Source organism: Nocardia sp. CDC153 (genome assembly GCF_035818515.1).
GTDB lineage: Bacteria > Actinomycetota > Actinomycetes > Mycobacteriales > Mycobacteriaceae > Nocardia.
Genome location: NZ_JAYKYU010000006.1, coordinates 176,550 through 198,367, shown reverse-complemented (window position 1 = coordinate 198,367; position 21,818 = coordinate 176,550). Strand labels below are relative to the sequence as shown.

Genomic DNA, 21,818 nt, shown 5'->3' with positions numbered 1-21,818 from the left:
TCCTTTCATTCCGTTGATGTGATCGGTCACCGGAGCAACGGATTGAGATCGCTCTGCTGGGTGCCGTCGCATGGTTCGGCTATTAGGCGCAGTGGTGCGCGGGCGTCGGACTCGGTGTCGCCATGGGCGACGATGCGGGCGACGGTGGAGTGGTGCAAGCTCACAATGCGACCGATCTCACGGGTCGACATACCGGCACGGGCCATCTGCCTGATTCGGTTGTCGCGGTCGAGATCCGATGTGGTGTCGCCCGCTGTCGCATCCACGGCGCGGACCGGGCCCGCTGCGTCTTTCGGGGTGTCGGTTGCGTTGCATGCGGTGTCGGGTGTGTCGCGATCCGTGTCGCCGTCACGACCCGATTCCGGATTGGGATCGGATATGTTGTGCCCATTGCCATTTCCAGGCCTCTGCGATACGTCACGCGGGTGCTGCGGGACCGATTCGGACAGCAGCGCGAATCCGCAGATAACAATGAATCCATCGATGGCAAGTGGCCCGACGTGCGCGCCGACCGAGTCGTATCCCCAGGACAGGAGGACGTGATAGACGTGGCCATAGCTGATGATCGCGGACCCGAAGGCCACGGTGCCAATGCCGAAGTAGCGGGCCAGCCTCCACCAGATACCCGGTAGCCACCGCACGCGGAGCAGGACCTCCACGGAGAGCATGAGCACCAGCGGCCAGACGGCGGATCCGATTTGCGCTGCGACACTGGGGGTTTCGGCTGTCGCGTGGCTGGCATGAGGCAACCAGGTATATAGCCAATTGGCCAAAACCGACAGCAGCGCACCGAATCCGAAGCCGAGCCAGGCGACGGCTTTACCACCGGTAAACCGCGGAAGGCGTCGCTGGCGCTGTCGCGCGAAGCGACGGGCAGGTGTCGAATGCAACACTGCGGTGTCGCCGTTGTCGGAGGGATCACTCGTGTCGTCGATGGGAGGGTCGCTCGGGAGGTCGACGGGCGCAACGTCATTGGTGCGCCCGTCGGCGATACCGGCGTCGTTGCCGGTCACTCGTGCTCCTCGGGGTGGGGGGCGACATCGGCTGTCGCGGCTGTCGGCTGGGGTCGGGCTTCCAGGTAGGCGCGGACGCCGCTACCGCTCTGCATGGGGTAGATTCGCCAGTCCTGAATGATGTCGAGTACCGGGTCGAGGGCCTCGATCATGGCGGTGATGTCGGGACGGTCACCGACGAGACGGAATTTGATGGCTCCGTTGCTCATTGCGGCTCCTCGCGATGGTCGTCGGCGGTGAGAAATCGGACCTGTATGTCGAATCCTTTGGCGAGGTAGCCGATCAGGGCTTCAAGGTCGTGATCGTCGAGCGAGCTCATCAGTCTGTCGAGGGCGGCATCATCGTTTGCGAGTACGGCAGCTGCAGCCTGGTTGAGCAGGCACGTGATGCGGTCGGGCGTAGTCATCGGCGGGCCTCCTGCATGTTGGGCGGCTTGTAGGTGGCCGTGTAGAGCTTGGGGGCGGCGAAGTTGGTGGCAGGTGGTTCGCCGAGTCCCTCGTAGCGGATCTGGAGCCAGCCGCCGAGGGCGGCTTGTTCGTGTCCTGCGTCTAGGCAGGCTTCGACGATGGCGTCGGCGACACCGGTGCGCATCCACAGCTTTCGCAGTCCTGCGCCGTAAGGCTTTGTGCTGCCGTCGGTTTGGATGAGATAGACGGGGATCATGCGTTCGGTACCGTCGGCGTTGAGTTTGGGGGCTTTGGTGTGGAAGTCGAGGTCGGGCTCTTCATCGATGGCGACGATGTATCCGGCGATCTGGGTGCCGGGTTCGTCGTTGCGGCCGAAGGCGGCGCGGGTGCGTGGGGTAAAGGCGTGGCGCATGGTGCCGTCGCTGACCGGACGGCGCTTAGTGGCCTTGGCAGCGGTGTTGGTCACGGGGGTGCTCCTTGTCGTTGGGGTGGCCGGTTGGGGGCGCGAGGTATTGGCGGGCTGCGCCCGTCTTGGGCGTGGTGGTTGGGCTGCGTCGGCAGTGAGCGGGAGGCCGTGTTCGCGGGCGAGTTCGTTGGCTTTGGCGTAGAACAGATCTGCTTCGGGAGTGCCGTCGACGCTGGCGGCGTGGGCCCGGAGCTTGTCGACCTTGGCGCGGGCCTGGTCGGGGGTCACCGATCCGGTCCTCCGATCTGCGGCGGTTCGGAGCGGTGGACCGGCACCGGGCCAGTTGTCGAGGGGACCGGTTGCTCACCCGGCTTGCGAGGGTCGGTGCTGTTCATCTGTCGAGCCCGTTCAGGATGGGCTGGTTGAGGACCGGTGCCGCGAAGATCGGCTGCGCCAGACGCGGCCCGGTCGGCATGGCCGGTGCTGCCGGGCCGTTCTCGGTGGGTGAGTGTTCGGCGAATTTCCGTACCAGGTCGGTGTTTTCGGTTCGGAGTTGATCGACTTCGGCGCGGGCGGCCTGCAGTTCGGTTTGAAGTGCTTCGATATGCGCGAGTGGGCTGTGTTCGTGGTGTTCCTGCCAGCCGATGACCTCGTCGATGGCCATGCCGCGCGGGCCCGTCAGGGTGTGGAGCGGTTTCTGGGTGCGATCGTGGATTCGTACGACGACATCGCCGTCGGCGGGCCAGCCCTTGTGGTCGTCGCCGAGCTGATCGAGAGCCCACGTGTAGCCCGCGGTGAGGGTCGCCACGTCGGCGTGCTCGACCATGTCCGGGTGTTTCGCCGCGAACTCGGCCGTTCCGACCGCGACCCGGTAGCCGGGGTTGTGTTCGACATCGGCATGCCCGGCACTGGGATTCTGTTCGGTGTTGGCGCGTGCGGGGTCTTGTTGCGGTGCAGCCTGATTGGGGTTCTGGCCGGTGGGGTTGCCGGGCTGCGGGGAAGTCATCTTCCAGCTGGTGACGTCGTCGCGGAGCTGAGCGGCGATGACGTCGGTGCGGCCCTGCACGGAGTAGACCGGGCGGCCCGCGTGGTACTCATGGCCGGGTCCTGCCGGGTAGACGAGCACTTTGACTTCACTGCCGTGTCCGTCTAAACGCTGTTGTGCCCAGTCCACCGCCTCAATCGGGTTGGAAACGGTCCTACTCTCGACCTTTCGATCCGTGCCGGTGGCATCCGCTTCGCTGATTACATAGACCTCATACGCTTCGGGATTCCCCCGGCCGTGGACCACCTCCATCGGCTCTCCTGGGTCGATGGGCACCTCGGGTGCGCTGCCGCGGGGGTCTCGGTCGATGCCGGTGCGCTGGTGCTGAGGCTGGCCGGGTGCGGATTGCGCGGTCGAAGCGGCCATTTCGGTGGGTACGAGGTCGATCGGCTGGTTGGGGTCGAAGTTGTACAGCGGATCAAGAGACTCGATTCCGCGTCGTCCCGGCGCGGAGCGGTCGTGTCGCTGCTGCTGCCATCGGTGAATCTGCTGTTGTTCGGTCGGGTTGGCTAGTCCGGCACGGAGCCGGGTGAATCCGTCGTGGAGCCGGGCACGCAGAGCGTCCAATCCGCGGGGCTTGCCGAAGACGCGCCCGATCGGGGATTGCGGATTTTGGCGGGCGTGGGTGAGGGCGCGGGCCGCTTGTCCGCGTTCGGTGGCGGACAGGTGGGTGGTGAGGTGAATCTGGCCGCGTAGCCGTTCGTGGGCGATGGCGAGTTCGCGCTGGCGGTCGAACCAGCTCTGTTGGGTGTCCCACGGCCGGACAGCGCTGTCGTGCAGCAACTTCCATTGAAACTCGCGGACGGACCGTTCCACTCGGACGCGTTCCTGGCCGTGGGCGAATTCGCGTTCTTTCCTGTCGGCCTTGAGTAGCTGGTTGATATCGCGACGGACGCTGCGCGGCACCCTGGTGGCGTTCGGGTTCATCAGCCGCCAGGTGCTGATCAGCTGAAGCACGGTGCGGCCCAGGTGGCTCGCGTCGTGGGTGATCTGGTCGAGTTCGGAGGCGTTGTCGGACATAAGGCGTGGATCTCCTGTTCGGGTCAGTAGAGGGTGCGGACGGCGCTGTCGGCGCAGGCGCGGGCGTGGTCGGGGTGGGCGGCCCAGTGCCGGAAGAGATTCGAGAATTCGGCGACCAGGTTGATCAGTGCGCGTTCCTCGGTGACCGCGGCGATCTGGATCTCGACGGTGCTCGGGTGATCGACCGGTCGAACGTCGTCCCAGGTGATCCCCCACGCGGTGGCCAACGTGTCGGGCACGCATCGGGCGATGAACTCGTGTGTGCAGGTCGGCGGTCCCGTAGGGGCATCGATGATCAGATGCAGTGCGAGGCTGCGCATTTCGACGGTGTAGGCCGGTATCTCTGCGTTGACGGCGGCGATCGCGATCGCCCCTGCGCCTTCGAGCAGCCGCCGCAGTGCGTCCGGGTCCAACGCCCACAGCCAGTCCAATTCACGCTCGCTGCGATCGGTGCATGCCGGGCAATCGGCGAGCTGCGCGCCGATGCCGCGGCTGTGCCCGGTTTCGGTGGAGTCGTCGCTGTGGGTGGGGTTGAGGGGTTCGTCGAAGTATTTGTCGGTCACGGGGTTGGCCTCCTAGTGGGTGTCGCGGGTGGGGTGGTCGCTGGGGTCGAATCCGAGTAGTTGGGTGGCGAACTGCCAGTTGTTGCGGGTGCGTTCGTCGATGGCGAGGACGTGAGCGCGGGCGTGTTGGAAGGCGTCGACGACGCGGACCAGGTGCATGAGGTCGGCGATTTCGTGGGCGATCTCGATGGCGGTGTCGTTCCAGCCGGTGGTGTCGGGGGTCTCGGGGCCGGGGTCGATACGCAGGGTCCGGTAGCGGTCGGGGATGCGGTCGTCGACGGCGAGGAGTCGCTGCCCCATCTCCTTGGTGGTGATGGGTGCGTGCAGGACGGCCTCGGCGAACATGTGCCACATGCCGCGCAGCAGAACCTCGCTGTGATCGTGTTCGTCACGGGTCATGAGCCCGAGTAGGTGGGCTTCGTGTTCGGCGGCGGCGCGGGCGACGTGGGCCCGATAGATGGTCGCGAGCGCGTCGAGCAATGCGGAGTCAGGCGGCGTGGTGAGTGCCGTGTCCTGTTGCTTGTCGGGGTTTTCGTTCACCAGTTGCCTCCGTGGCGCTGGTGGTGGATGTGGCGCAGGCTGGGTCGGCCGTGGGCGTGCCAGATGCTGTAGGTGATCCAGCCGATTCCGTAGGTGCACCAGGCGATTCCGACGACGGCTCCGGCGACGGTGAACGCGCAGATCGCGATAACGACGATGACCGCAGCGGTAGCGGTCGGAGTCCACCAGAGTGCGAGGGCTGCTCGCCAGCGCAGGGCGGTGGCGATGAGCGGGTCGTCGCTGTCCTCGTCGAGGTCGGTGGGCAGGGTGTCGAGATCGTGGGGGTCGGGGACGGCGGCGAGGTGGCGTTTGCGGCGGTCGGGCGCGTTTTTGGGCAGGGCGTCGGGAAACATCTGGTAGAGCTCGCCCACGCTGGGGGTGTCGACATCGAAGCGGGCGCGGTCGGGTTTGGGTCCTTCGATGGCGCGTTCGGGTTCGGGCTGGTTGTGGGGTTCGGGCTGGGTCATGGGGTCGGGTTCCTCCTCGGGGTCGGTGTAGGGGTGGTCGGCGTCGTTGCCGTCGGGGTCGGGTAGGCCGAAGTCGCCTTCGGCGTCGCTCATGCCGGCGCTCCTTTGCCCTGGATGAGGGCTGCGCCTGCGCGGATCCAGCGACCGCGGCGGCGTTCGGCGGCGCGGGCGGCGGGTTCCATGGGCAGCAGGGCGATGTGGTCGGGGTTCAAGGGGGTGATGCGTCCCCAGGTGGCGATGCCGCGGTTGACGTAGACGCAGTCGCCGGGTTCCAAGCGGCGCAAAAGGTTCGGGTCGATCAGCAGAGCGTCCTGCATGCGGACCTGGCCTTCGTCGCCGTGGCGGTCTTTGAGGGTGTGGCGTGAGGGTTCCAGGGCGCGGCGGGTGCCGTAGACGGTGACGATGTCGTCGGGGCCTTCGAGCCCGAAGCACAGCAGCCCACCGGACCAGGCCTTCATCAGTTGTTTGGCGTCGCGGTCGGTTCCGGCGAGGGATTCGAAGGAGTGCGCGCCGACGAAGCAGGCCACGCCCTGGGAGCGCAGGGCTTCACAGGGGTCGGTGAGGCTGGCTCCGTCGGAGACGCGGGAGAATTCGTCGATGGTGAAGGTAATTTCGCAACCGTGGTCGGTGGCGGCGACCTGCTCGACGAGTTTGATCACGGCCTTGGCCTGGGATATCGCCACAGATTTCTGTGCGGTGCCGGGGACTGTGATGAACCAGTAGGACTTGTCGAGCAGGTTGTGGGGGCCGTCGAAGACTCCGTCGAGCTCGCGGAACAGGTTGTCGAAGCGGGCCGCCTCGGCGGGCAGGACGGGCTGCTTGCCTTGGCAGGCGGCGGCGATGGCCTTCAATTCCGGCTTGTACTTGGGGTTTTCGGGCATCACCATGTGCCCTTCGGCGGTGAACGCGCCGCCCCAGGAGTGCCACAGCCACAGCTCGTCGAAGCGGTCCATGAACTCGGACGAGCTGGTCGGGACGTTCTGACCCGGACCCTTGTCGGCGTCGGGGTCGGGCGCGTCAATGATCAAGTGCACCAGAGAGATCCGTAGTTCCTCATAGAACTTCTGCGCGGAGTCGCTGGCCTTCGCGGTGGGTGCGAGGTCTTCGATGACGTGGCGCAGCGCCGCCGCGCCCAAGGGCCAGATGTTGAGCTTGTCGGCGGGCACCATCGCGATCTGGGACGGGTGCACGCCCGCGGCGAGAAGCGAGGCTTTCAGCTCGGCCCACGTGACCAGGTCTTCGATCCCGCCCTTGCAGGTCAGGAACAGTCCAAGGGCGCGTTTGGGTTTGATGCCCAATGCTTTCCGGGCGGCCTTCGGTGTCGCGGCGGCGGCGAGATAGCGCTCGTGGCTCGCGATGTGGGAACCCACCGATAACCGGCACAGTCCGGTGGTTTTGCCGCTGCCCGGGCCGCCGAGTACGCCGATGTTCTTACGCGCCGCGCTGTAAGGGATCGACAACAGGGTGTCGGTGGTCGAAACCAGCTCCTTGGCAACGGATTTGCGGTGTTGGCCGATCTGGGTGGCGCGGCGGCCGAGAACGATCTGACGGCGTCCGCGACCGTGGCCGGTCACGATGGTCAACGGGGTGGCACGGGTGGCCAGGGTGCGGGCGGCGGCGAACTTGGCGTCGATCTCGCGGCGCTGTGCGCGTTCGGTCGCGGGGATATCGCCGGTGCCGACGGTGTGCAGGCGGTAGGCGTGGCGCGCCCACCACCAGGTCGCAGCGGCGAGAGCGACCGGGATTCCGGTGACGCTCATCTGCAGGATCCCCGCGAGCCAGTCGGCATCGGCGGTCAGTGCCGCGCCGTGCGCGTAGAGCTCCAGCGGTGTCCACAGTGACGTTGTGGCCGCTGAGGTGGTGACGGGTAGTGCGAGCGATCCGACCGTACAGTTGCGCAATCGTGCTGCGTCCCAACCGTTTCGCCGCGCAGCGTATGCGGCGGCGGCGAATACGGCACCGGTGAATCCGACGGCTACGCCGGTGTCGGCGAGGACGGCGGCCAGGTCGTGGATGCCGGGCAGGCTGGTGCTGGGATCGTGGGTGTTCATGTAGTGCAGCCAGCCCGGTTCCGGCTGTTGGGTGCGGGCGGTGAGGTCGAACAGGGGATGTTGTGGCGACGTTGGCGCGGTGGTGGGTCCGCAGTCGGCGGCAGTGATCAGGGGATGGCATCCCGCGACTGGTGTCGGGTCGACGGCGGGCGGGGTCGGGACAGACGCGGTGGGGCCACAGTCGAATGGTGTGATGAGGGGGCGGCAGTCGTTGTCGGAGAAGGCGGGGAGCTGTGGTGAGTGGGTCATGTGGCGTGCTCCTCTCGGGGCGTGGTGGGTAGGTCGAGGGAGCGGGCTTTGAGCACGCGGGGTAGCGACCGCAATCGGATGTCGGGATGTCGCGGGATGCGCTGGGTCTCGATGAGCGCGGTCACTGCGCGTCGCACGGCGTTGCCGATGAGGTCGGTCTCGAATAGGTACAGCAACCCGTCCCCGACCGCGGCGGCCCGCTGGTAGGCGTTGAAGACGGTGTCCATCAACCGCTTTCGCGAGGGTCGTTTGAGCGTGAGCTCCACCTCGACCGACAGCCACGTCCCGTTGCACAGGTAGCGGCCGTCGTGGACGTGCGCACGGGCCAAGGGGCCCAGGGGGTTCGGGAGTAGACCATTGCGGTCGACGGCGGCCAGTCCGCCGGGCCGTTGCCCCGACGCGATGGCCGCTTCGCGCAACAGCTTTCGCTCCGGCACCCACAAACTCGATTCGAGTCCGCAGAGTGCGGCGCGGGCGCGAGCAACGGCGAGTTTGTGGGCGATGTTGGTGCGGCTGGGATTCCAGCCCGACACGGCGTGGCCGAGTCGTTCGGCGGCGACCGCGGGCCAGGGCCAGATGACGGTGACTTCCCGGTCGGCGTTGTCGGGGAAGATCGACACCGAGCGCAGCACTCCGAATCCGTCGCGCAGCCGGGCCAGCAACTCGTAGGCGCGGCTGCGTTCGGTCTGGGTCAACTGCTGGAACGTGGCGAAGTCCAGGCACCATTGTTGGCTGGCGAAGCAGGTCAGCTGCTCGTCACGGTCGGTCCACCGCAGCCGCGGATCGGGGCGGGGACGCTTCATCGATCCATCCCCCAATCCAGTTCCGGCCGGGTCGGCAGCTCTCGGCGAAATGCGGCCCTGGCGATTTCGAGCTCGATGCGGCGGCAGGCGGCAATCTCGGCCCGAGAGGTACCGACGAACTGCGATCCGTGTGGTGCGACACCACATTCGGGGCAGTGACGAGAGGCTCCACCCTCGCGTTTGAGCTGACGCTCCCGGGCACGGCCGCCAGCCCATGTGCGGGCACGGCGGAAGCCGATACCGGCTCCGATGACGACTTCCATGAGTCGGGCACCGCGTCCGGCGGCATGATCGGCCAGCCGCGCATCCAAATCTGTTGTGGTGCCGGTGTAGTGGGCAGCGTGTCGATAGGGCCTGTCGAAGTGCAGCAGGTACACCACCGACTCGATCGGCTGCGGATCGTGGGAGGTCACCGGTCCAGCCCCCAATCCGTTTGGGGCTGTTCAGGAATGCCGGTCGGTGCGGCGTGCCGGATGCGTTCGACGGTGCGTTTCGTGATGCGGAGCTCGTGGGCGATTTGCCAGTTCGGTAGGCCCCGCTGGCTCATTTGTTGGACTTGGTCGCGGCGTTCGGCGCGGGCGGAGGCGAAGGTCCAGCGGGACCTGGTTGGTTTGGCGTCGGGTCGGTCGATGCTGTCTTCGTCCCATTCGAAGGGCAGCGGCCAGCCGTGGCGGCGGCCGTGTGCGCGGGCGCGGTCGGACGGTCCCGGGACCAGCTGCAGCCGATCGAAGAGTTCTTTGATCTGCCGTTCGCGTTTGGCGTTGATGGTTTGCCCGGTGGCACCGCTGGCGGTGTTGATGCGTCCGACGAGGGCGGCCATCGTCGTGTGCGCGGGATTCATGCCGAGTTCCCGTGCCAGATGGGCTTGTGGGTAGCCGTAGGCGACCAGGGCTTGGATGCGGCGGCGCGCGCCGATGATCGGCACGAACGCGTTGTCGGCGGCGACGTCGCCGGGCCGGTCGGGGATCTCGACCGCGAGGACGGCCCGTTCGATCTCGGCGGAGATGCGGTCGCTGGTCGCGTGGGTGATGTGATGGACGGTGGCGGGGCTGATTCCGGCCAGTCCGGCGACGTGTTCGGGGCGCAGTCCGACGGCGATCAGGGCAGCGACGTGGCCGCGGGCCGCATCGGCAGGGACACGGGGTTGCCAACGGCCGTAGGCGATTTGGCGGCGTCGGTACCGCTTGTAGGAGACGGCACACATCCCGCGGCTGAAGTCGCCAGGGCCGCCGCAGCCACACCCGCACATCGGCACCGAATTCGAGGTGGTCATCGCTCCAGCCCCCAATCCAGGTCGGGGTGACCCAATCCCGAACGTCGGGGCGTCGGCACTGCTCCTGTCCGAGGACGTTCAGGACCGGGTCCGCGGTCGTGTGGTGTCGACCGGAATGGGTCGAGCTGGTCGGGACTGACGGCGCATAGATCGTTGATGCTTCGTCCCGCGTCGAGGTGGTCGGAGAGGTCTTTGCCGTGTGCGGCGGCGACGACATCGATCTGGGGAACGATTCTGCGGGCATGGTCGAAAACCTGTGCGGCATGCCGGAATCCGGGAGCGTCCCGGTCGGCGACGATCACCAGTCGTGTCGCGCCGCGCAGCTGCTCGGCGTGCTCGGCACGGAACTTCTGGGCACCGCCCGCGTTGCAGGTTGCGGGGTAGCCTGCGGCGATGGCACGGTCGACGTCCTTTTCGCCCTCGCACGCCAGGATCGGGTGGCCCTCCCGGATGGCCCAGGCCACGATGGGAGCCTGGTAAAGCATGGGGGCGAATCCGCCCGGCACCCATTGCCGCTGCTGGGGATCCCAGCGGCGTTGGCTGAAGGTCTTCTCGGTGCCGTGCTCGTAGGGGACGGCGTAGCGGATCACTTGGCCGACAGGCTCGTTCGCGGCCGTGGTGTAGGTGTAGGTCGCCACTCGGCGGCGCGGCCCGGTCGGTGCGCCGAGATGATCGGTGCGCGACGAAGGTTCTTGTCGTCGAGCACTATTGGTCGGCACGGATGGCCGCTGCGGCTGGCGACGTTCGGGCCGTTGCGGATTCTGGGTGCGGTCGGGAAGGTGATCGAACAAGTCCCGCACCCGCAGGTTCGCGGCGCTGAGGACATCGTCTTGCTGGCAGCCGCTGAAGCAGGTGATGATGGTCTTCTCGCGGCGCGGGTCGTATTTCACGCCCAGGGAGGGGTTGCGGTCACCGCGGCCTTTGCCGTGGCTGGGGACAGGGCAGCTGAATTTGGTCCACTCACCGGACTGCGTGTTGGCCTCGGTGGTGATCTGGCGCAGTGCGTCGATGACGCGGTCGTAGGAGATACCGGTCATCTGGGCTCCGGGAAGTTCTCAGGAGTCCAACCACCCTTGGGGCGCTGCAGTTTCGAGACCTGCTTGCCGCGCCGCCAGTAGTTCCAGGCGGCGACGATTATGCCGATGTAGTCGCGGTCGCTGGTGCGCACGCGGGCGGTGCGGATGGAGTCGAGGCGTTCCCGCAGGGCCAGGATCGGGGAGCCGAGGTCGAGGCCGACGCCGGTGTCCCAGAGCCGAATGAACTCTGTCGCTGCGGTGTCGTCGATCTCGGAGAACCGGATCGCGACGGCGCAGGCTACCGCGGGGCGGCACTTCAAGCGGGTGGCGACGGTGGCGAAGCGTTCGGCGCGGGCGACGACATCGGGGTAGGCGTCGGCGAATTCGATCACCTTGGTCGTGGAGACCGGGGTCGGGTTGCGCACGACATCGCCGAAGAGGTTGCCCTCCATCCACACCATGAACACGCGCAGCGCGGCGGCGACCATAGTGGGGTTGTGGCTGGCCAGCCCGGCGATGCTGAGTTGGTCGGCGGGGCTGCGTTTGGTGCCCTGGTCCATGGTGACCTGGGCGTCGTCGGGCAGGCCGCGGACCACGAGCATCGGGATCACCAAACCGCTGGTGCGGGCCAAGGCCATGAGTCGGTGCTGTCCGTCGAGGAGCCGACCGTCGTAGGCGAACTTGATCGCCTCGCCGTTGAAACGCCAACGGCCAGCGGTCATATCGTCGAGGTACTGCTGCACGCGTGCCAGTCGCACCGGGCGGTTGTTGATGTTGCGTTCCAGCTCGCGCCGCGCCATGGCGGCGTCCATGTAGACGATCTGCGGCGTACCCACCGCAGTGTCGTCCTGCGGTGCGGTACCGGAGTTTTCGGGGTCGATCAGGTGCATGGGTTATCCCTCCAGGGACTCTTGGAATGGGTTGGGTAGGCGGTCGAGGACCGCCTGCAGGGCTTCGCGGGCCCGCCACAGATCGCCGAGGTTCTGCTCGGCCAGCTGCAAGGCATAGCGATCGAAGCGGTCGTCCTCGATCAGGCGGGCCAGTGACTTGGCGTCGGCACACAACTTGCGCCGCGCGTTCTCGAACGACTTCGTGATCGGTGGACGCTTCGGTGCACGCGTCGGCTCGCTGCGGTCGCCGATCTCGGGCTCCGCTCCCTCGGCCACGCTGGCGGACTTTGGTTGGTAGTTCTTGCCGTCGAAACCGACCACCGAGTCAGGTGTCCCATTTGGGACACCTGCGTTCAGGACATCCAACTCGCGCTGAACCGTCCCTCTCCCGAGTCCGGTCGCTGCCGCGATGGCGCGGGTGCTCATCCCGAATTCCCGCAGAGACGCAACGACTTCGGTGCGCTCTTCGCGGGGGACTCGGATCCGTGCGTGATCGAACTCCGCTGCGCAATAGTCGTCCCAGGATCGGTAGTCCAGCGCCACCCAGATACGGCTGACATACGCCTGCCCGATCAATTCCCATAGCTCTTCGACCAATGTCTTGATGCGGTCAGTCAGCTCTCGCGCGGTTTCGGCCGACGGGACAATCTGATCGAAATGCGCGGGTTCCGAAGCGGATTGGATGGTCATTGGTTCGGCCCCCGGTCGAGGTCGAGAAGCTCACCGGAGATCAACCACTCGTCCGGAACGCGGCCAGGGGTGTGGACTCTCGGAGGGGTCGGGGCGTCGACGCGAATCTCGCGGTCCCAGAGTTCCGGGTGTGCTGCCTCATGAACACCGAGATGCGGGACTTGCGCTGCGGTTGTCGGCACAGCGCGATCGCGAGCGCGGGCTTCGGCGTCTCGGATCAGCGTGACTGCTTCGCGCGGCGGCACTCCGATGCTTCGGGCAAGCTTTTGGATCTCGGGCCAATCGCGTCGTGCCATCTCCGCAACCCGGTAGCTGTTCGCGAGTTTCGCGACCACCAGTGCGTCGTGTGCCTGCTGCTGGCTTAGGTCATTGCGGTTCGGCAGCCACGAGACTTGCCAGCCCTGTCGGCCCGCAGTAGCCGTATGAGGTAGTTCGTCGAGCCACATGCGCCGCGGTTCGGTTCGGATCCCGGTGCGCTGATCATGGTTCGGCGCTTCCACGAGTCCCGTTCGCGAAAAGGCAGCGATCTGTTCGCGGTGTCGATCGAACGCTGGAATGACCCGATCACGAAGTTCGTCCAGGCTCGCTGCGGTCCATCGAAATCCGGCACGGCGGCAGGCCTCATGGGTTTCGCAGGCGACTTCGAAGGCAGCTCGGGATTGCCGCTGCCCCTCACCGACCGAGGTCAAACCGTCGGGAAGGCCGTAGGGATTGGTTCCGCTCATCGATCCAGTCCCCAATCACGATCCAGGTGGGACGAATCCACGGTCGGTCCGATGCCAGCCGCCCATTGAGGTCCGGGATCACCAACCTGGTCGAGTTCCGCTGGTGTGAGCCCGCGGCGTTCGGCCGCTCGGAGCTGGTGCGTGCGAGTCGCCTTGGCGAGTGCGACGAGCTGCGCGGGCGTGGCGTCGCGTTTCGGTGCGGCCTGGTCTATGCGGAATAGGTAGGCGGCCAGGGGTTCTCGGTTGCCGCGGCGCGGTCGGAGCACCTGAGCCGCGACCTCCTGACCGTTGGGTCGCATTCCCTGAGTCCGTAGCTGGCGGCGGGTCGCCAGGCCATCGGGCGCGGTGCCCCAGTAGAAGGTGGGCACCCCGAAACGCTGCCCGGTCGTGTCGGGTAGGTCCCGGCTGCGAATATCTTTTGGGCCGATCATCGATCCAGCCCCCAGTCACGCTCCAGCTCGATCGCGGTGGTGGTCTTCTCGATCGGCGCGGCGGTGGCTCGGATGAGGCCAACCGCTTCGTTGACGGTGAGCCCCAAGGTCTTTGCCCAGCGCTCGGCCTCCAGACGATCCGGGGCCACGGCCAAACGCATTCCGGCCTTGGCTTGCTCGGGGGTGAACTGGCGACCGGGCAAGCCGGTGAACACCCACTTGCCGTCGCCGACGTCCACCGCCCGGTGCATGGTGGCGTCGGAGCGCATGACGCCGTGGTCGGTGCTGATTCGCGGGATTGCAGGCGCAGCGGCGCGCGCCCACTCGGCAGGACCCCAATTCCTTGGCAGATTCATCGGCCTGCCTCCTGCGTCCCGCATTCGGCGGGGAGCACCGCGACCGGAGCGGAGCCGGGGCCGGGGCAAACCACGACTGTCGCCGTCTCGTGGCTGGGACGATCGAAGAGCAGTACTCCGGCATACAGCCCGGTGGCGAAGGTCAACAGCAGGATGAAGACCTTCAAGCGGTATTCCGGCGGAACGATCAGCCCGGTACGCAGAACCAGGCCCGAGGCGTTGAATTCCTTTCCGTACAGCGCGCTTTCGGCGTCATACGCGGGTGACGGGCGGTAGGTGCCGACCGTATATCCGTGATACTCGGGATGGTTCATCGCCGACTCCCCCACCGGTGAGTGCGGCGTCGCCACAGGGCCCACAGCACAATCAGAAAGACCACGGCCAGGAAAGTGCTTGGCGCAGTGAAGAAGAACAACACCGCCAGCACGAACAAGGCCGCCAGGATCGGGAAGGGAAGCATCACTGGGCACCCCCGGCGGGCAACTCCAAGACCGGTTCTGCGGAGGGAATGTCAGTGGACATATCGGCGATTCCCGCGCCCAGCAGTTCCAGCAGCAGCGTCGCCTGCTCCAGGGTCAGCTGCATCCCCATCTCATCGAAGGATCGGGAGGTGACCGTGACGATGAGCCGATCGACGTTGCGTTGGTAGCGGACATTGAAGGATCCGCGGACGTGGGAAGTCGCGAAGATGTCATCGACGTCGACCTGGTGGCCGAACTCGTCGACCTGGGAAACGTTCGCGCCCATGAAGTCTCGCATCACGCCATCCCCCGACCGTGCCGACGGTTCGCGCGGAAGAACAGCGACATGGCGCGCAGCTGCTGCGCACGCCACGCCCGCTCGGTGGGCGACAACAAGTTGTCGGGATCGACCGCGCGCTCGAAGCGCGCCAGGGTGCGGGTACGTACCGACTTACGGGGCGGTTTGGACGTGCGGAATTCCGGCGTGGCCATGCGGCCAGCTACGATGGACATGTCTCAGGGAGTCCTGTCTCTGGGAAGAAGAGAATCTGCTGAAGCGGCTGGAACCGCTTTGGTGCTTAGCTCCCCGGCAGCTGGAACTGCTGGGGAGTTTTCGTATCTGGGGTAGTCCTCGTCGCTGGAACGACTTGGTGCGGTGCCCCTCAACGTCTTTCGGGTGATGAGCTTGTGATCGCGCTCATAGATTTAGCGTATACGCAACAGTGAATACGCACAAGCGTATACACAGCTGGATGTGACAACGAAAAGGCACCGGCGGACCGAAGTCCCACCGGTGCCCTACATGGACAGACTGCCCGAGTCCCCGCCTATCCCTCCGACTCGCCGGATGCGTCAGCCGAGGGCAACGTCATCCGGAACGAAAAGGCCTGATAGCGATGCTTTGGATACGACACATCCGAGATCATCAGCACACGGTCGTTCGCATCAAGAAACCTCTGACGGACGGTCATGACCGGCTCCTCGTCAGGGATCTTCAACCATGCAAGGTGCGACCTCGACGGCACCCGTTCAGCCAATGTCTCTTCCAGATACGCGGCATCGGGATTCTCTTGATCAGGAAGGTGGTAGGTATCCGAGACTGAGATGGGCTCCCCGTCCTCGGCAGCCCGAGTCACGACGTGCACAAGCTCCTCCCCCGCACTGATGCCGAACTGACTCGCCAGCTTGCCCGAGGCCGCGATGCGATTGATCTCGCGATCAACGCTTACGACGCCATCGGTCTCGTTCCCGAAAGTGGTCTCCGGGCTCTCGACCTGACGCTCAGGCGCTAGGCGAGTGAGCGTTGGGCGCTCCACGACCCGCGTCCCGCGGCGCTCAACAGTCTGGACCAGTCCCCAACGCCGTAATTGATCCACAGCCCGTCGGACAACGATCTCCGACACCGAGTTACTACTGGCAATCTCGGAGTAGCTCGGCAGCCAGGTACCAGCTGGAATCTTGCCGCTCCGGATATCACGGGCGTACTTGTTTGCAATCTGGACATAGCGTGGCTCAGTCATCTGCGTCGGGCCCTTCCGCGGGTCGCTACCGTGCATCACACGGATCTGTGTATACGCACCCGAACTACTGTACCGGCAGCCGCGCTGAATCCACGCAAGCACCCTCACACCTTCGCCGCGACACCAACGTCACGTCCGGCGAATCCAGGTTTGAGCAACATCGCCAAGGTTCCACCAGGACACGAACGACGCATCCTGCCCGTCTAGCGTCCAGTCCGCGGCAAGCGCATCGAAGAACTCATCAGTTCCCGTCTTGCCGCCTCTTAGTTCGCCGATATAGATCAATCGCTCGCCACCCGCGTCGGCAAAGTGATTCAGCGCGTCCAGCGCCATCGGATCCCCCCAACCCGGCGGCCAGCACAGGAAGAGAACCCGATCAGCCTCCTCCCCCGAACCTCGCGCCTTCTGCAGCTCATCCAGCCCTCCGACCGGGAACCAAACTGATTGCAGGCCAGCCGACTCTGGAAACGAGACGTTCGATGTTGCATCGGGCGGCTCCGAGTCGAAGGCCATCACATCGAGGCCTATCTGATCGAGAAGGTATGCCCAATACCCGCGTCCAGCACCGATCTCCAACAGTCCCCTACCGTCGCAGATATCCCGGACCCAGCGCACCGTGCTCGGAGAAGGGACCGCGTATGCGTACGCGGCCTGGAGTGCCATCTGCGCATACGCAAGCCGCGCACTCCCACCGGGTCGACCACCGTTGATCTCCAACCGACCGTTCCGCTCGACAGGTCCTTCACTGACGAGCGGAGCAACGATGTCCCAGTAGGGGTTCGAGCTCTCCCCGCCGGTCATGTAGTGCAACAGCCTGATGTCGAAGCCTTGATCGACATCGACATCGCCGGTCCCGGGTAACCCAGGAGCGGTAGCAAGGTAGTCGGCGACCTTCGGGTAGGACGTTTGAAACCGCTTCTCGTCGCCGAGCAACGCGGCCAGCTCGTCACGGCGATCCGAGGAGAGGGCGAAACCGGTCATGATTTTCATTCTGCCCGTTGAGCTTTGGTCGAGTGGCCCAAATGCATACCCACTGATGGTTCTCACGAGGCCACGACAGCAACACCGACCCAAAACGGTCCGGTCCGTCAGACCTGGCAGCAAAGATGGATGTCGTGAACCACGATGACAGCCAGGGCCAGGAGTTCCCTACTTCGCCAGGTCTCGTGCGCTACAAGGTATGGATCCCGGTCCCCAACCTCGATGGCGCGGATGTCGGCAACAGCATCCAGTTCACGATTCGTGGATTGGCGGTGCCGCGGATCGGCGAATCCGTCCATTTCGACGACGCTCCGGTCGGTTTGAAGGGAACCGTGGTTCACGTCGCGCACTGGTTCTCCCCGAGTGTCGACGGCGAGGAAGACCACGAGATAGTTGCGGAGGTCAAACTGCTCGACTCGGATGTCGACACCGCACGGCTCCTGCTGGATGCTGAAGCTCTACGCCGATGGATCGCCCGGTTTCCCCATCTGGAGTACGACGAGGATCCCTCGAGCGGTCACCGTTAGGGCCCCGACAGATCGGCTCCCTCCGATCTGCCAGCGGCTTCAGGCTCAGGCGCGGTTTGCCTCGATCAGCGACCGCAACTCATTGGGTGTGAGCCACGAGGAACCACGATGGATCATCCGATGGCAGTTGGCGCACAACAGAACGAGGTCATCCAACGTGGTCGTCGTATCACCGGATACGTGCAGCGGCGTGACATGGTGGCACTCCGTGAATTGCGCTCCTCGTTCGCCGTACACCTTCTCGAAGTCGAACAGGCAGATCTCGCAGAAGACGTGATCATTGCGCTTTAGGAAGTCTGCGATCTTCTTCCTCCTGAGCGATCGGTCGCGCTCGCGGGCGTAGTGCCATCGTCGGAGGAGTCGCCCCTCACGTACTTCAGCATCGGCGTAATCGTCGTCCGCTTCCTCCTGTACGCCATCGTCCGTCTGCGGAACCGGCAACTGCTTGAACTGACCTGACAGCGCCGCATTTCGAAGCGTGGCGGCAACGGCGTGCATATGATCGGGCGAGTCGCGGAAATCTTGGAGCACCAGTCGATCGGTCACGCCACCGTTGGTCGGGCGTCCGCGATAGTCCGGATGCTGCGATGCAATGTCGGCGGTCTTGCGAGCGACACCGTTCGGATTGCGGAAGGTGTCACTTCGAAGATCATGCGGATGGATCGGGAGAAGCTGCAGAACTCCGGACAGTTCGATCACGCGCTCATCAGAGTCTTCAAGCTGTCGCCAATTGTTTTGCATCACCAGATCACACGCCAGAATTACCTCATCACGAGTCCAGTCCGGCGAGCGGCGTGGCGGCACGACGAACCCGAGCTCGCGCAATTTTCGGGCCACGGTCGCTTCACCACCGCTGAATTCGCTTGCCTGCAACGGCTTACGATCAGGAAGGTAGCCGTGAGCAGCACCCGCAATCGCCTTCGAGTCATACCGACTCCCTTCGTATCGAAGGTAAAAGGCACGGGCCTTCTCGAAGCCGTAGCGTTCCAGAAACTCATCCTGCCCGACCCGGTCGTACTCACGAATCGCCGCCAACACCGCATGCCGCGTGAGGTCACCTAAACCCATACCGGCACAATAACTTCCAACACCGACAACCGCGGATACCTCCAGCCTCCGGAAGCCACGGTCCCAACTCGCCCCAACTCGCGGCCTCACCCGATGTCGGTTCCCTCGTGCCGGTTCTCCTCGTCTAGCTCGTCCCTATCGAGTCTCTCCCCCGTTCAGCTGTTCCCTCATGCCCTTCTCACGTTCCTGTTTGCCCCACCGACCTGCCTCCTGCACCCAACTGTCTGGCTGGCTGGTGCACGGACACTAAATGCACCCGCAGGGGGTGTTTAGTGTCCGTGCACCAGCCAGCCAGACACCACCCCGAAAACTGCTGGTCGGCGGGGTAAACAGGGGCGGACCGTGTGTGGCGGACCGCTGTCCGCCCCCGAAGTCCGGTACCCCAACGCCCGGCAGCTGGAGGGTCAGCCACGAAGGGGGCCTCCCGCCGAAGAGCGCGGACACCTGCTGAAAGATCTGAGGCCGTAGTCCGAGCTGACGCAATGTAGACGGGGGCTGCGGCCGCGATCGACGGTCTTGTACGGCAAGGGGTCTGGGGCCGAACATCTGCTCGTTCCGTTGGTCGTTCCCGAGCGTAGCTGACAGTGAGCGACGAGAATGATCGAATGCTGGCGCTGCTGACGCGAACAATGGAGTGGTTTGAGACCCCTCGTCGTCGTAGGCAAATACTCCGTCGACTAAAGGAGGACACGCCGTTATACACAGGCGTCGCCATCCGGCTGATAATGGCAGGGGCATTGCTATTTATCGCCGCATTCATCGAACTCGTATTAGCCTATTACACTAATCGAAATGCCAATTTCTTCTCCGCATTTCTAATACTCATCGGCTTAGCTGTTGCCATCGTTGTCCGGCGTAGATTTGCCGCGTCTATGCGAAACCTGCTTCGCAGGATGGCGCTTTTGCCTGCGGTAATTCTCGCAACAGCAGGAGGGGCTGGAATAGTATGGTTAGCGTGGTGGAGCCTTGACAAGTTGCTAAATCCATCGACAAAATCGCCAGATCCAATCGATATCACAAAACTAGCACTCACAATTGCCGGTGGAATCGGTGCAGTCGTCGCTCTTGTTGTGGCGTACCGCCGCCAGCGGGATATAGAGCAAGGCCGGTTCGTAGAACGCTTCGGCGCGGCGGCCGCTCAGCTTGGCGCAAGTCAAGTCGCAGTCCGAATAGCAGGCGTCTATGCAATGGCGGGTGTAGCCAATGAATCAAAGGAGCAGCAACGCCAGCAGTGCATCGATGTACTCTGCGGCTATCTGAGGCTACCGTATTCACCCGAGCGTGGATCCAATTACCAAACAAAGCACGTCAAGAAGGTGAAGAATACCGATCTGAGCGAAACCGAGACAGAAGACCATTTCGAATACCTTCAAAACGATCGAGAAGTAAGGCTCACAATTCTTAGCGTGCTCGCTGACCATCTCCGAAATCGCGAGCATGGGTGGTCTGAATCAGATTTTGACTTCCGAGGTGCGTACCTTGAAGACATAGATTTTTCCGGTGCAACATTCAAGGGTGAAGCCAGATTCGGAGGCGCGGATTTCGTGGGCAACGCCCGATTCTATCGGACCAAGTTCTCGTACTGGACAAACTTTTCCGGAGCCAGATTCTCAGGCGATGTCGGATTCAATGGATCTCTATTCTCCGGAGTTCGGTTTCAGGGTACCACATTTGAGGGGATGGCGAGCTTCGATGAAGTCGATTTTGATTCGATTTCCGATTTCTCCGCAGCATCATTCAGTGATTCTAGTTTTTGGTCCACGAATTTCTGGGGTGGGGCCGACTTCCTAGATGCGAAATTCTCTGGTTCAGCACGGTTCGATAGCGCAAATTTTGATTTACATTGCAACTTTGAGCGAGTCAAATTCGGCTCTGACGCTAGTTTTGAAATGACCTCATTCAAAGGTGGGGCGGATTTCACGGAAGCCAACTTCGGCTCTGGCACGGTGGACTTCCGGACAGTCCGGAGGTGGGGATTCTTGTCAAGATTCGAATGGAGTGAGGATCGGGCACTCAAGCCTTCGAACGTTAAACCCGCGGTATGGCCCTCAGACTGGCCATAGATTGGACTCATGGCCCCCGAATCGTCTGTCAACCAGGCCCGACACTATCGGAAGCGGCAACGGATTTCGCCTTCGGCAACCTCACGTGTGCCCAGCGTGCGAAGCCCAACGCCCGTTGCCAGACGTCGGTATGTCGGTCCTTCGAATTAGCGTGGTTGCATAACCAACTTCACCGCGGGACCAACACAAACGGGGTACGTCTCTGCTGAGCAAATTCGGAATCTGCCGACGACCGATCTCGCCGTCGCCCTCATAGATGATCTGGAGGCCAACCCGGATCAGGTCAGCCTCTATAACCTCATAGTTCACGCGAAGCATGCGTTCGCGCAGATCCCAGACCGTGACGCGTTGCTCGGTCGTGTGTCAGACGCGATTGCCTGGATTCAGAGCCATGGTCTCGTAGGCCCGGATGCCAATGCATCCTCCGGTAGCTGGGGGCGACTGACTGCTCAAGGCCGGGAGATCGCAGCCGACCGGACTGCACTCGGCCAGGCGAGGTAGCAGTTGTATGAGCTAAATAACCTCAGCCTAGTCGTTGACCGCGCACACCCGCAGAGATGGACAGCGGATACACGGCCTCCGTTGGATTTTCAGTCCGGTAGTAGTCGCTGCACGGGTCCTCGCTGCGGTCATAGGGTTTGACAAAGAATACGCGTTGATCGAATGCCTTCTGGCCTGGCATCCGCCAATTTCCTTGAGTGGCATAGCCCACTATCCGTCCCACATTCCACCGGGGACGCTTGGGTATCCCAATACAACTACGCCAGCCCTCCCGCACATATGGATACTCACTCGGCTCGTCGAGCCAGACGATGCCGCTCTCGTTGTGTAGCGAGATTTCCTGGCCGACTTGCCCTTCGGCTTCCAACTCGAAAAATTTGGTCATCCGAGCCATCAGCTGACTAACCTCATACGTGCTAGTCCGGAAGAACTCTCTGCCCTTGGTGAATCGCACGGCACTGAGTTCCCGATGCAGATACCGCTCAGCACGGTGGATGTCCGGTACAGAAACCTCGACAACAACCTCAAACGGCGCTGGAACACCTGTGCAGGCCGACAGCTCGAACGCCCGTTCGGCCGCGGTTCGTTCCGTCTTCCCTACCTTGAGCAGCCCGGGCATGCCTCGATTGCTCAGCGCGTAAACGAAGCCGATTTGCGCGGTCCCTACTGTCACTTCCGCCCTCCCGAAGACCGGGTCCCTATGCGGAGCATGTTAGACGACGGTGGTGTTCGCAACGCGCGTTCTCACGATT

At 64.0% G+C, this 21,818-nt stretch carries 27 protein-coding genes and 1 pseudogene; 2 read left to right on the top strand and 26 right to left on the bottom strand.

Translation table 11 applies throughout. The features are described from left to right. Nucleotides 1–26 precede the first annotated feature (26 nt). From VMT65_RS31240 to VMT65_RS31130, 24 genes and pseudogenes are all read right to left on the bottom strand, one after another. Entirely contained in the window at nucleotides 27–1,013 is a 987-nt protein-coding gene (locus VMT65_RS31240) for a helix-turn-helix domain-containing protein (protein ID WP_326312112.1), read from the bottom strand. Then, the gene (locus tag VMT65_RS31235; protein ID WP_326312111.1) at nucleotides 1,010–1,222 is read right to left on the bottom strand and encodes a hypothetical protein; all 213 of its coding nucleotides are present in this window, start codon (nucleotides 1,220–1,222) and stop codon (nucleotides 1,010–1,012) included. The genes VMT65_RS31240 and VMT65_RS31235 overlap by 4 nt, the downstream gene beginning before the upstream one ends. Continuing rightward, on the bottom strand, nucleotides 1,219–1,419 hold the full coding sequence (locus tag VMT65_RS31230) for a hypothetical protein (RefSeq protein WP_326312110.1): 201 nt from the start codon (nucleotides 1,417–1,419) through the stop codon (nucleotides 1,219–1,221). Before VMT65_RS31230 ends, VMT65_RS31235 begins: the two co-directional genes overlap by 4 nt. Then, nucleotides 1,416–1,886 carry a hypothetical protein gene (locus VMT65_RS31225; protein WP_326312109.1) on the bottom strand — a complete coding sequence of 157 codons (471 nt, stop codon included), beginning with the start codon at nucleotides 1,884–1,886 and terminating at the stop codon, nucleotides 1,416–1,418. The genes VMT65_RS31230 and VMT65_RS31225 overlap by 4 nt, the downstream gene beginning before the upstream one ends. Nucleotides 1,887–2,000: 114 nt before the next feature. Continuing rightward, nucleotides 2,001–2,114, bottom strand: a pseudogene (locus VMT65_RS38500) (DUF2786 domain-containing protein); the annotation flags it as partial. 103 nt (nucleotides 2,115–2,217) lie between these two features. Next, nucleotides 2,218–3,891: a hypothetical protein gene (locus tag VMT65_RS31220; RefSeq protein WP_326312108.1), complete on the bottom strand. Its 1,674-nt coding sequence runs from the start codon at nucleotides 3,889–3,891 to the stop codon at nucleotides 2,218–2,220. Between the two features lie 23 nt (nucleotides 3,892–3,914). After that, a complete protein-coding gene (locus VMT65_RS31215) occupies nucleotides 3,915–4,454 on the bottom strand; it encodes a hypothetical protein (protein WP_326312107.1) in 540 nt (179 codons plus the stop codon). 12 nt (nucleotides 4,455–4,466) lie between these two features. Next, a complete protein-coding gene (locus tag VMT65_RS31210; RefSeq protein WP_326312106.1) occupies nucleotides 4,467–4,994 on the bottom strand; it encodes a hypothetical protein in 528 nt (175 codons plus the stop codon). Continuing rightward, complete coding sequence (locus VMT65_RS31205) at nucleotides 4,991–5,554, bottom strand: hypothetical protein (protein WP_326312105.1); 564 nt, start codon at nucleotides 5,552–5,554, stop codon at nucleotides 4,991–4,993. The genes VMT65_RS31210 and VMT65_RS31205 overlap by 4 nt, the downstream gene beginning before the upstream one ends. Further along, nucleotides 5,551–7,761 carry a hypothetical protein gene (locus tag VMT65_RS31200; RefSeq protein ID WP_326312104.1) on the bottom strand — a complete coding sequence of 737 codons (2,211 nt, stop codon included), beginning with the start codon at nucleotides 7,759–7,761 and terminating at the stop codon, nucleotides 5,551–5,553. The genes VMT65_RS31205 and VMT65_RS31200 overlap by 4 nt, the downstream gene beginning before the upstream one ends. Beyond that, nucleotides 7,758–8,564 (bottom strand): hypothetical protein, encoded by an 807-nt coding sequence (locus VMT65_RS31195; RefSeq protein WP_326312103.1) that lies wholly within the window; start codon nucleotides 8,562–8,564, stop codon nucleotides 7,758–7,760. Before VMT65_RS31195 ends, VMT65_RS31200 begins: the two co-directional genes overlap by 4 nt. Beyond that, entirely contained in the window at nucleotides 8,561–8,944 is a 384-nt protein-coding gene (locus tag VMT65_RS31190) for a hypothetical protein (protein ID WP_326312102.1), read from the bottom strand. The genes VMT65_RS31195 and VMT65_RS31190 overlap by 4 nt, the downstream gene beginning before the upstream one ends. Before the next feature lie 29 nt (nucleotides 8,945–8,973). Continuing rightward, entirely contained in the window at nucleotides 8,974–9,837 is an 864-nt protein-coding gene (locus tag VMT65_RS31185; protein WP_326312101.1) for a helix-turn-helix domain-containing protein, read from the bottom strand. Continuing rightward, entirely contained in the window at nucleotides 9,834–10,874 is a 1,041-nt protein-coding gene (locus VMT65_RS31180) for a hypothetical protein (RefSeq protein WP_326312100.1), read from the bottom strand. The genes VMT65_RS31185 and VMT65_RS31180 overlap by 4 nt, the downstream gene beginning before the upstream one ends. Next, nucleotides 10,871–11,743 carry a hypothetical protein gene (locus tag VMT65_RS31175; protein WP_326312099.1) on the bottom strand — a complete coding sequence of 291 codons (873 nt, stop codon included), beginning with the start codon at nucleotides 11,741–11,743 and terminating at the stop codon, nucleotides 10,871–10,873. Before VMT65_RS31175 ends, VMT65_RS31180 begins: the two co-directional genes overlap by 4 nt. Before the next feature lie 3 nt (nucleotides 11,744–11,746). Then, on the bottom strand, nucleotides 11,747–12,433 hold the full coding sequence (locus tag VMT65_RS31170) for a hypothetical protein (RefSeq protein ID WP_326312098.1): 687 nt from the start codon (nucleotides 12,431–12,433) through the stop codon (nucleotides 11,747–11,749). Then, nucleotides 12,430–13,158 (bottom strand): hypothetical protein, encoded by a 729-nt coding sequence (locus VMT65_RS31165; RefSeq protein ID WP_326312097.1) that lies wholly within the window; start codon nucleotides 13,156–13,158, stop codon nucleotides 12,430–12,432. Before VMT65_RS31165 ends, VMT65_RS31170 begins: the two co-directional genes overlap by 4 nt. Further along, a complete protein-coding gene (locus tag VMT65_RS31160; protein ID WP_326312096.1) occupies nucleotides 13,155–13,589 on the bottom strand; it encodes an RRQRL motif-containing zinc-binding protein in 435 nt (144 codons plus the stop codon). The genes VMT65_RS31165 and VMT65_RS31160 overlap by 4 nt, the downstream gene beginning before the upstream one ends. Then, nucleotides 13,586–13,945, bottom strand: a complete 360-nt coding sequence (locus tag VMT65_RS31155) for a hypothetical protein (protein ID WP_326312095.1) — start codon at nucleotides 13,943–13,945, stop codon at nucleotides 13,586–13,588. The genes VMT65_RS31160 and VMT65_RS31155 overlap by 4 nt, the downstream gene beginning before the upstream one ends. Next, nucleotides 13,942–14,259, bottom strand: a complete 318-nt coding sequence (locus VMT65_RS31150; protein ID WP_326312094.1) for a hypothetical protein — start codon at nucleotides 14,257–14,259, stop codon at nucleotides 13,942–13,944. Before VMT65_RS31150 ends, VMT65_RS31155 begins: the two co-directional genes overlap by 4 nt. Before the next feature lie 145 nt (nucleotides 14,260–14,404). After that, nucleotides 14,405–14,704: a hypothetical protein gene (locus tag VMT65_RS31145; RefSeq protein ID WP_326312093.1), complete on the bottom strand. Its 300-nt coding sequence runs from the start codon at nucleotides 14,702–14,704 to the stop codon at nucleotides 14,405–14,407. Beyond that, a complete protein-coding gene (locus tag VMT65_RS31140; RefSeq protein WP_326312092.1) occupies nucleotides 14,704–14,919 on the bottom strand; it encodes a hypothetical protein in 216 nt (71 codons plus the stop codon). Before VMT65_RS31140 ends, VMT65_RS31145 begins: the two co-directional genes overlap by 1 nt. A gap of 314 nt (nucleotides 14,920–15,233) precedes the next feature. Then, nucleotides 15,234–15,926, bottom strand: a complete 693-nt coding sequence (locus VMT65_RS31135; protein ID WP_326312091.1) for a GntR family transcriptional regulator — start codon at nucleotides 15,924–15,926, stop codon at nucleotides 15,234–15,236. A gap of 129 nt (nucleotides 15,927–16,055) precedes the next feature. Continuing rightward, nucleotides 16,056–16,907, bottom strand: coding sequence for a hypothetical protein (locus VMT65_RS31130; RefSeq protein ID WP_326312090.1), 852 nt, complete (start codon nucleotides 16,905–16,907; stop codon nucleotides 16,056–16,058). A 125-nt stretch (nucleotides 16,908–17,032) separates the two neighbouring features. Here VMT65_RS31130 and VMT65_RS31125 point away from each other — a divergent pair, with 125 nt between their 5' ends. Continuing rightward, nucleotides 17,033–17,434, top strand: a complete 402-nt coding sequence (locus tag VMT65_RS31125; RefSeq protein ID WP_326312089.1) for a hypothetical protein — start codon at nucleotides 17,033–17,035, stop codon at nucleotides 17,432–17,434. A 45-nt stretch (nucleotides 17,435–17,479) separates the two neighbouring features. Here VMT65_RS31125 and VMT65_RS31120 read toward each other — a convergent pair whose 3' ends face one another. Continuing rightward, a complete protein-coding gene (locus VMT65_RS31120) occupies nucleotides 17,480–18,502 on the bottom strand; it encodes an HNH endonuclease (RefSeq protein ID WP_326312088.1) in 1,023 nt (340 codons plus the stop codon). Between the two features lie 584 nt (nucleotides 18,503–19,086). On the opposite strand from VMT65_RS31120, the gene VMT65_RS31115 reads away from it, so the two are divergent. Continuing rightward, entirely contained in the window at nucleotides 19,087–20,565 is a 1,479-nt protein-coding gene (locus VMT65_RS31115; RefSeq protein ID WP_326312087.1) for a pentapeptide repeat-containing protein, read from the top strand. A gap of 523 nt (nucleotides 20,566–21,088) precedes the next feature. Here the strand turns inward: VMT65_RS31115 and VMT65_RS31110 are convergent. Further along, nucleotides 21,089–21,739: a DUF6009 family protein gene (locus tag VMT65_RS31110; RefSeq protein ID WP_326312086.1), complete on the bottom strand. Its 651-nt coding sequence runs from the start codon at nucleotides 21,737–21,739 to the stop codon at nucleotides 21,089–21,091. Nucleotides 21,740–21,818: the final 79 nt, after the last annotated feature.

What these genes read in the sequence shown, in the direction of transcription:
- VMT65_RS31135 (WP_326312091.1), bottom strand. Translation starts at nt 15,926, where the DNA reads ATGACTGAGCCACGCTATGTCCAGATTGCAAACAAGTACGCCCGTGAT.
- VMT65_RS31175 (WP_326312099.1), bottom strand. Translation starts at nt 11,743, where the DNA reads ATGCACCTGATCGACCCCGAAAACTCCGGTACCGCACCGCAGGACGAC.
- VMT65_RS31125 (WP_326312089.1), top strand. Translation starts at nt 17,033, where the DNA reads ATGGATGTCGTGAACCACGATGACAGCCAGGGCCAGGAGTTCCCTACT.
- VMT65_RS31185 (WP_326312101.1), bottom strand. Translation starts at nt 9,837, where the DNA reads ATGACCACCTCGAATTCGGTGCCGATGTGCGGGTGTGGCTGCGGCGGC.
- VMT65_RS31195 (WP_326312103.1), bottom strand. Translation starts at nt 8,564, where the DNA reads ATGAAGCGTCCCCGCCCCGATCCGCGGCTGCGGTGGACCGACCGTGAC.
- VMT65_RS31235 (WP_326312111.1), bottom strand. Translation starts at nt 1,222, where the DNA reads ATGAGCAACGGAGCCATCAAATTCCGTCTCGTCGGTGACCGTCCCGAC.
- VMT65_RS31130 (WP_326312090.1), bottom strand. Translation starts at nt 16,907, where the DNA reads ATGACCGGTTTCGCCCTCTCCTCGGATCGCCGTGACGAGCTGGCCGCG.
- VMT65_RS31155 (WP_326312095.1), bottom strand. Translation starts at nt 13,945, where the DNA reads ATGAATCTGCCAAGGAATTGGGGTCCTGCCGAGTGGGCGCGCGCCGCT.
- VMT65_RS31180 (WP_326312100.1), bottom strand. Translation starts at nt 10,874, where the DNA reads ATGACCGGTATCTCCTACGACCGCGTCATCGACGCACTGCGCCAGATC.
- VMT65_RS31145 (WP_326312093.1), bottom strand. Translation starts at nt 14,704, where the DNA reads ATGCGAGACTTCATGGGCGCGAACGTTTCCCAGGTCGACGAGTTCGGC.
- VMT65_RS31160 (WP_326312096.1), bottom strand. Translation starts at nt 13,589, where the DNA reads ATGATCGGCCCAAAAGATATTCGCAGCCGGGACCTACCCGACACGACC.
- VMT65_RS31220 (WP_326312108.1), bottom strand. Translation starts at nt 3,891, where the DNA reads ATGTCCGACAACGCCTCCGAACTCGACCAGATCACCCACGACGCGAGC.
- VMT65_RS31200 (WP_326312104.1), bottom strand. Translation starts at nt 7,761, where the DNA reads ATGACCCACTCACCACAGCTCCCCGCCTTCTCCGACAACGACTGCCGC.
- VMT65_RS31140 (WP_326312092.1), bottom strand. Translation starts at nt 14,919, where the DNA reads ATGTCCATCGTAGCTGGCCGCATGGCCACGCCGGAATTCCGCACGTCC.
- VMT65_RS31205 (WP_326312105.1), bottom strand. Translation starts at nt 5,554, where the DNA reads ATGAGCGACGCCGAAGGCGACTTCGGCCTACCCGACCCCGACGGCAAC.
- VMT65_RS31150 (WP_326312094.1), bottom strand. Translation starts at nt 14,259, where the DNA reads ATGAACCATCCCGAGTATCACGGATATACGGTCGGCACCTACCGCCCG.
- VMT65_RS31165 (WP_326312097.1), bottom strand. Translation starts at nt 13,158, where the DNA reads ATGAGCGGAACCAATCCCTACGGCCTTCCCGACGGTTTGACCTCGGTC.
- VMT65_RS31120 (WP_326312088.1), bottom strand. Translation starts at nt 18,502, where the DNA reads ATGGGTTTAGGTGACCTCACGCGGCATGCGGTGTTGGCGGCGATTCGT.
- VMT65_RS31230 (WP_326312110.1), bottom strand. Translation starts at nt 1,419, where the DNA reads ATGACTACGCCCGACCGCATCACGTGCCTGCTCAACCAGGCTGCAGCT.
- VMT65_RS31170 (WP_326312098.1), bottom strand. Translation starts at nt 12,433, where the DNA reads ATGACCATCCAATCCGCTTCGGAACCCGCGCATTTCGATCAGATTGTC.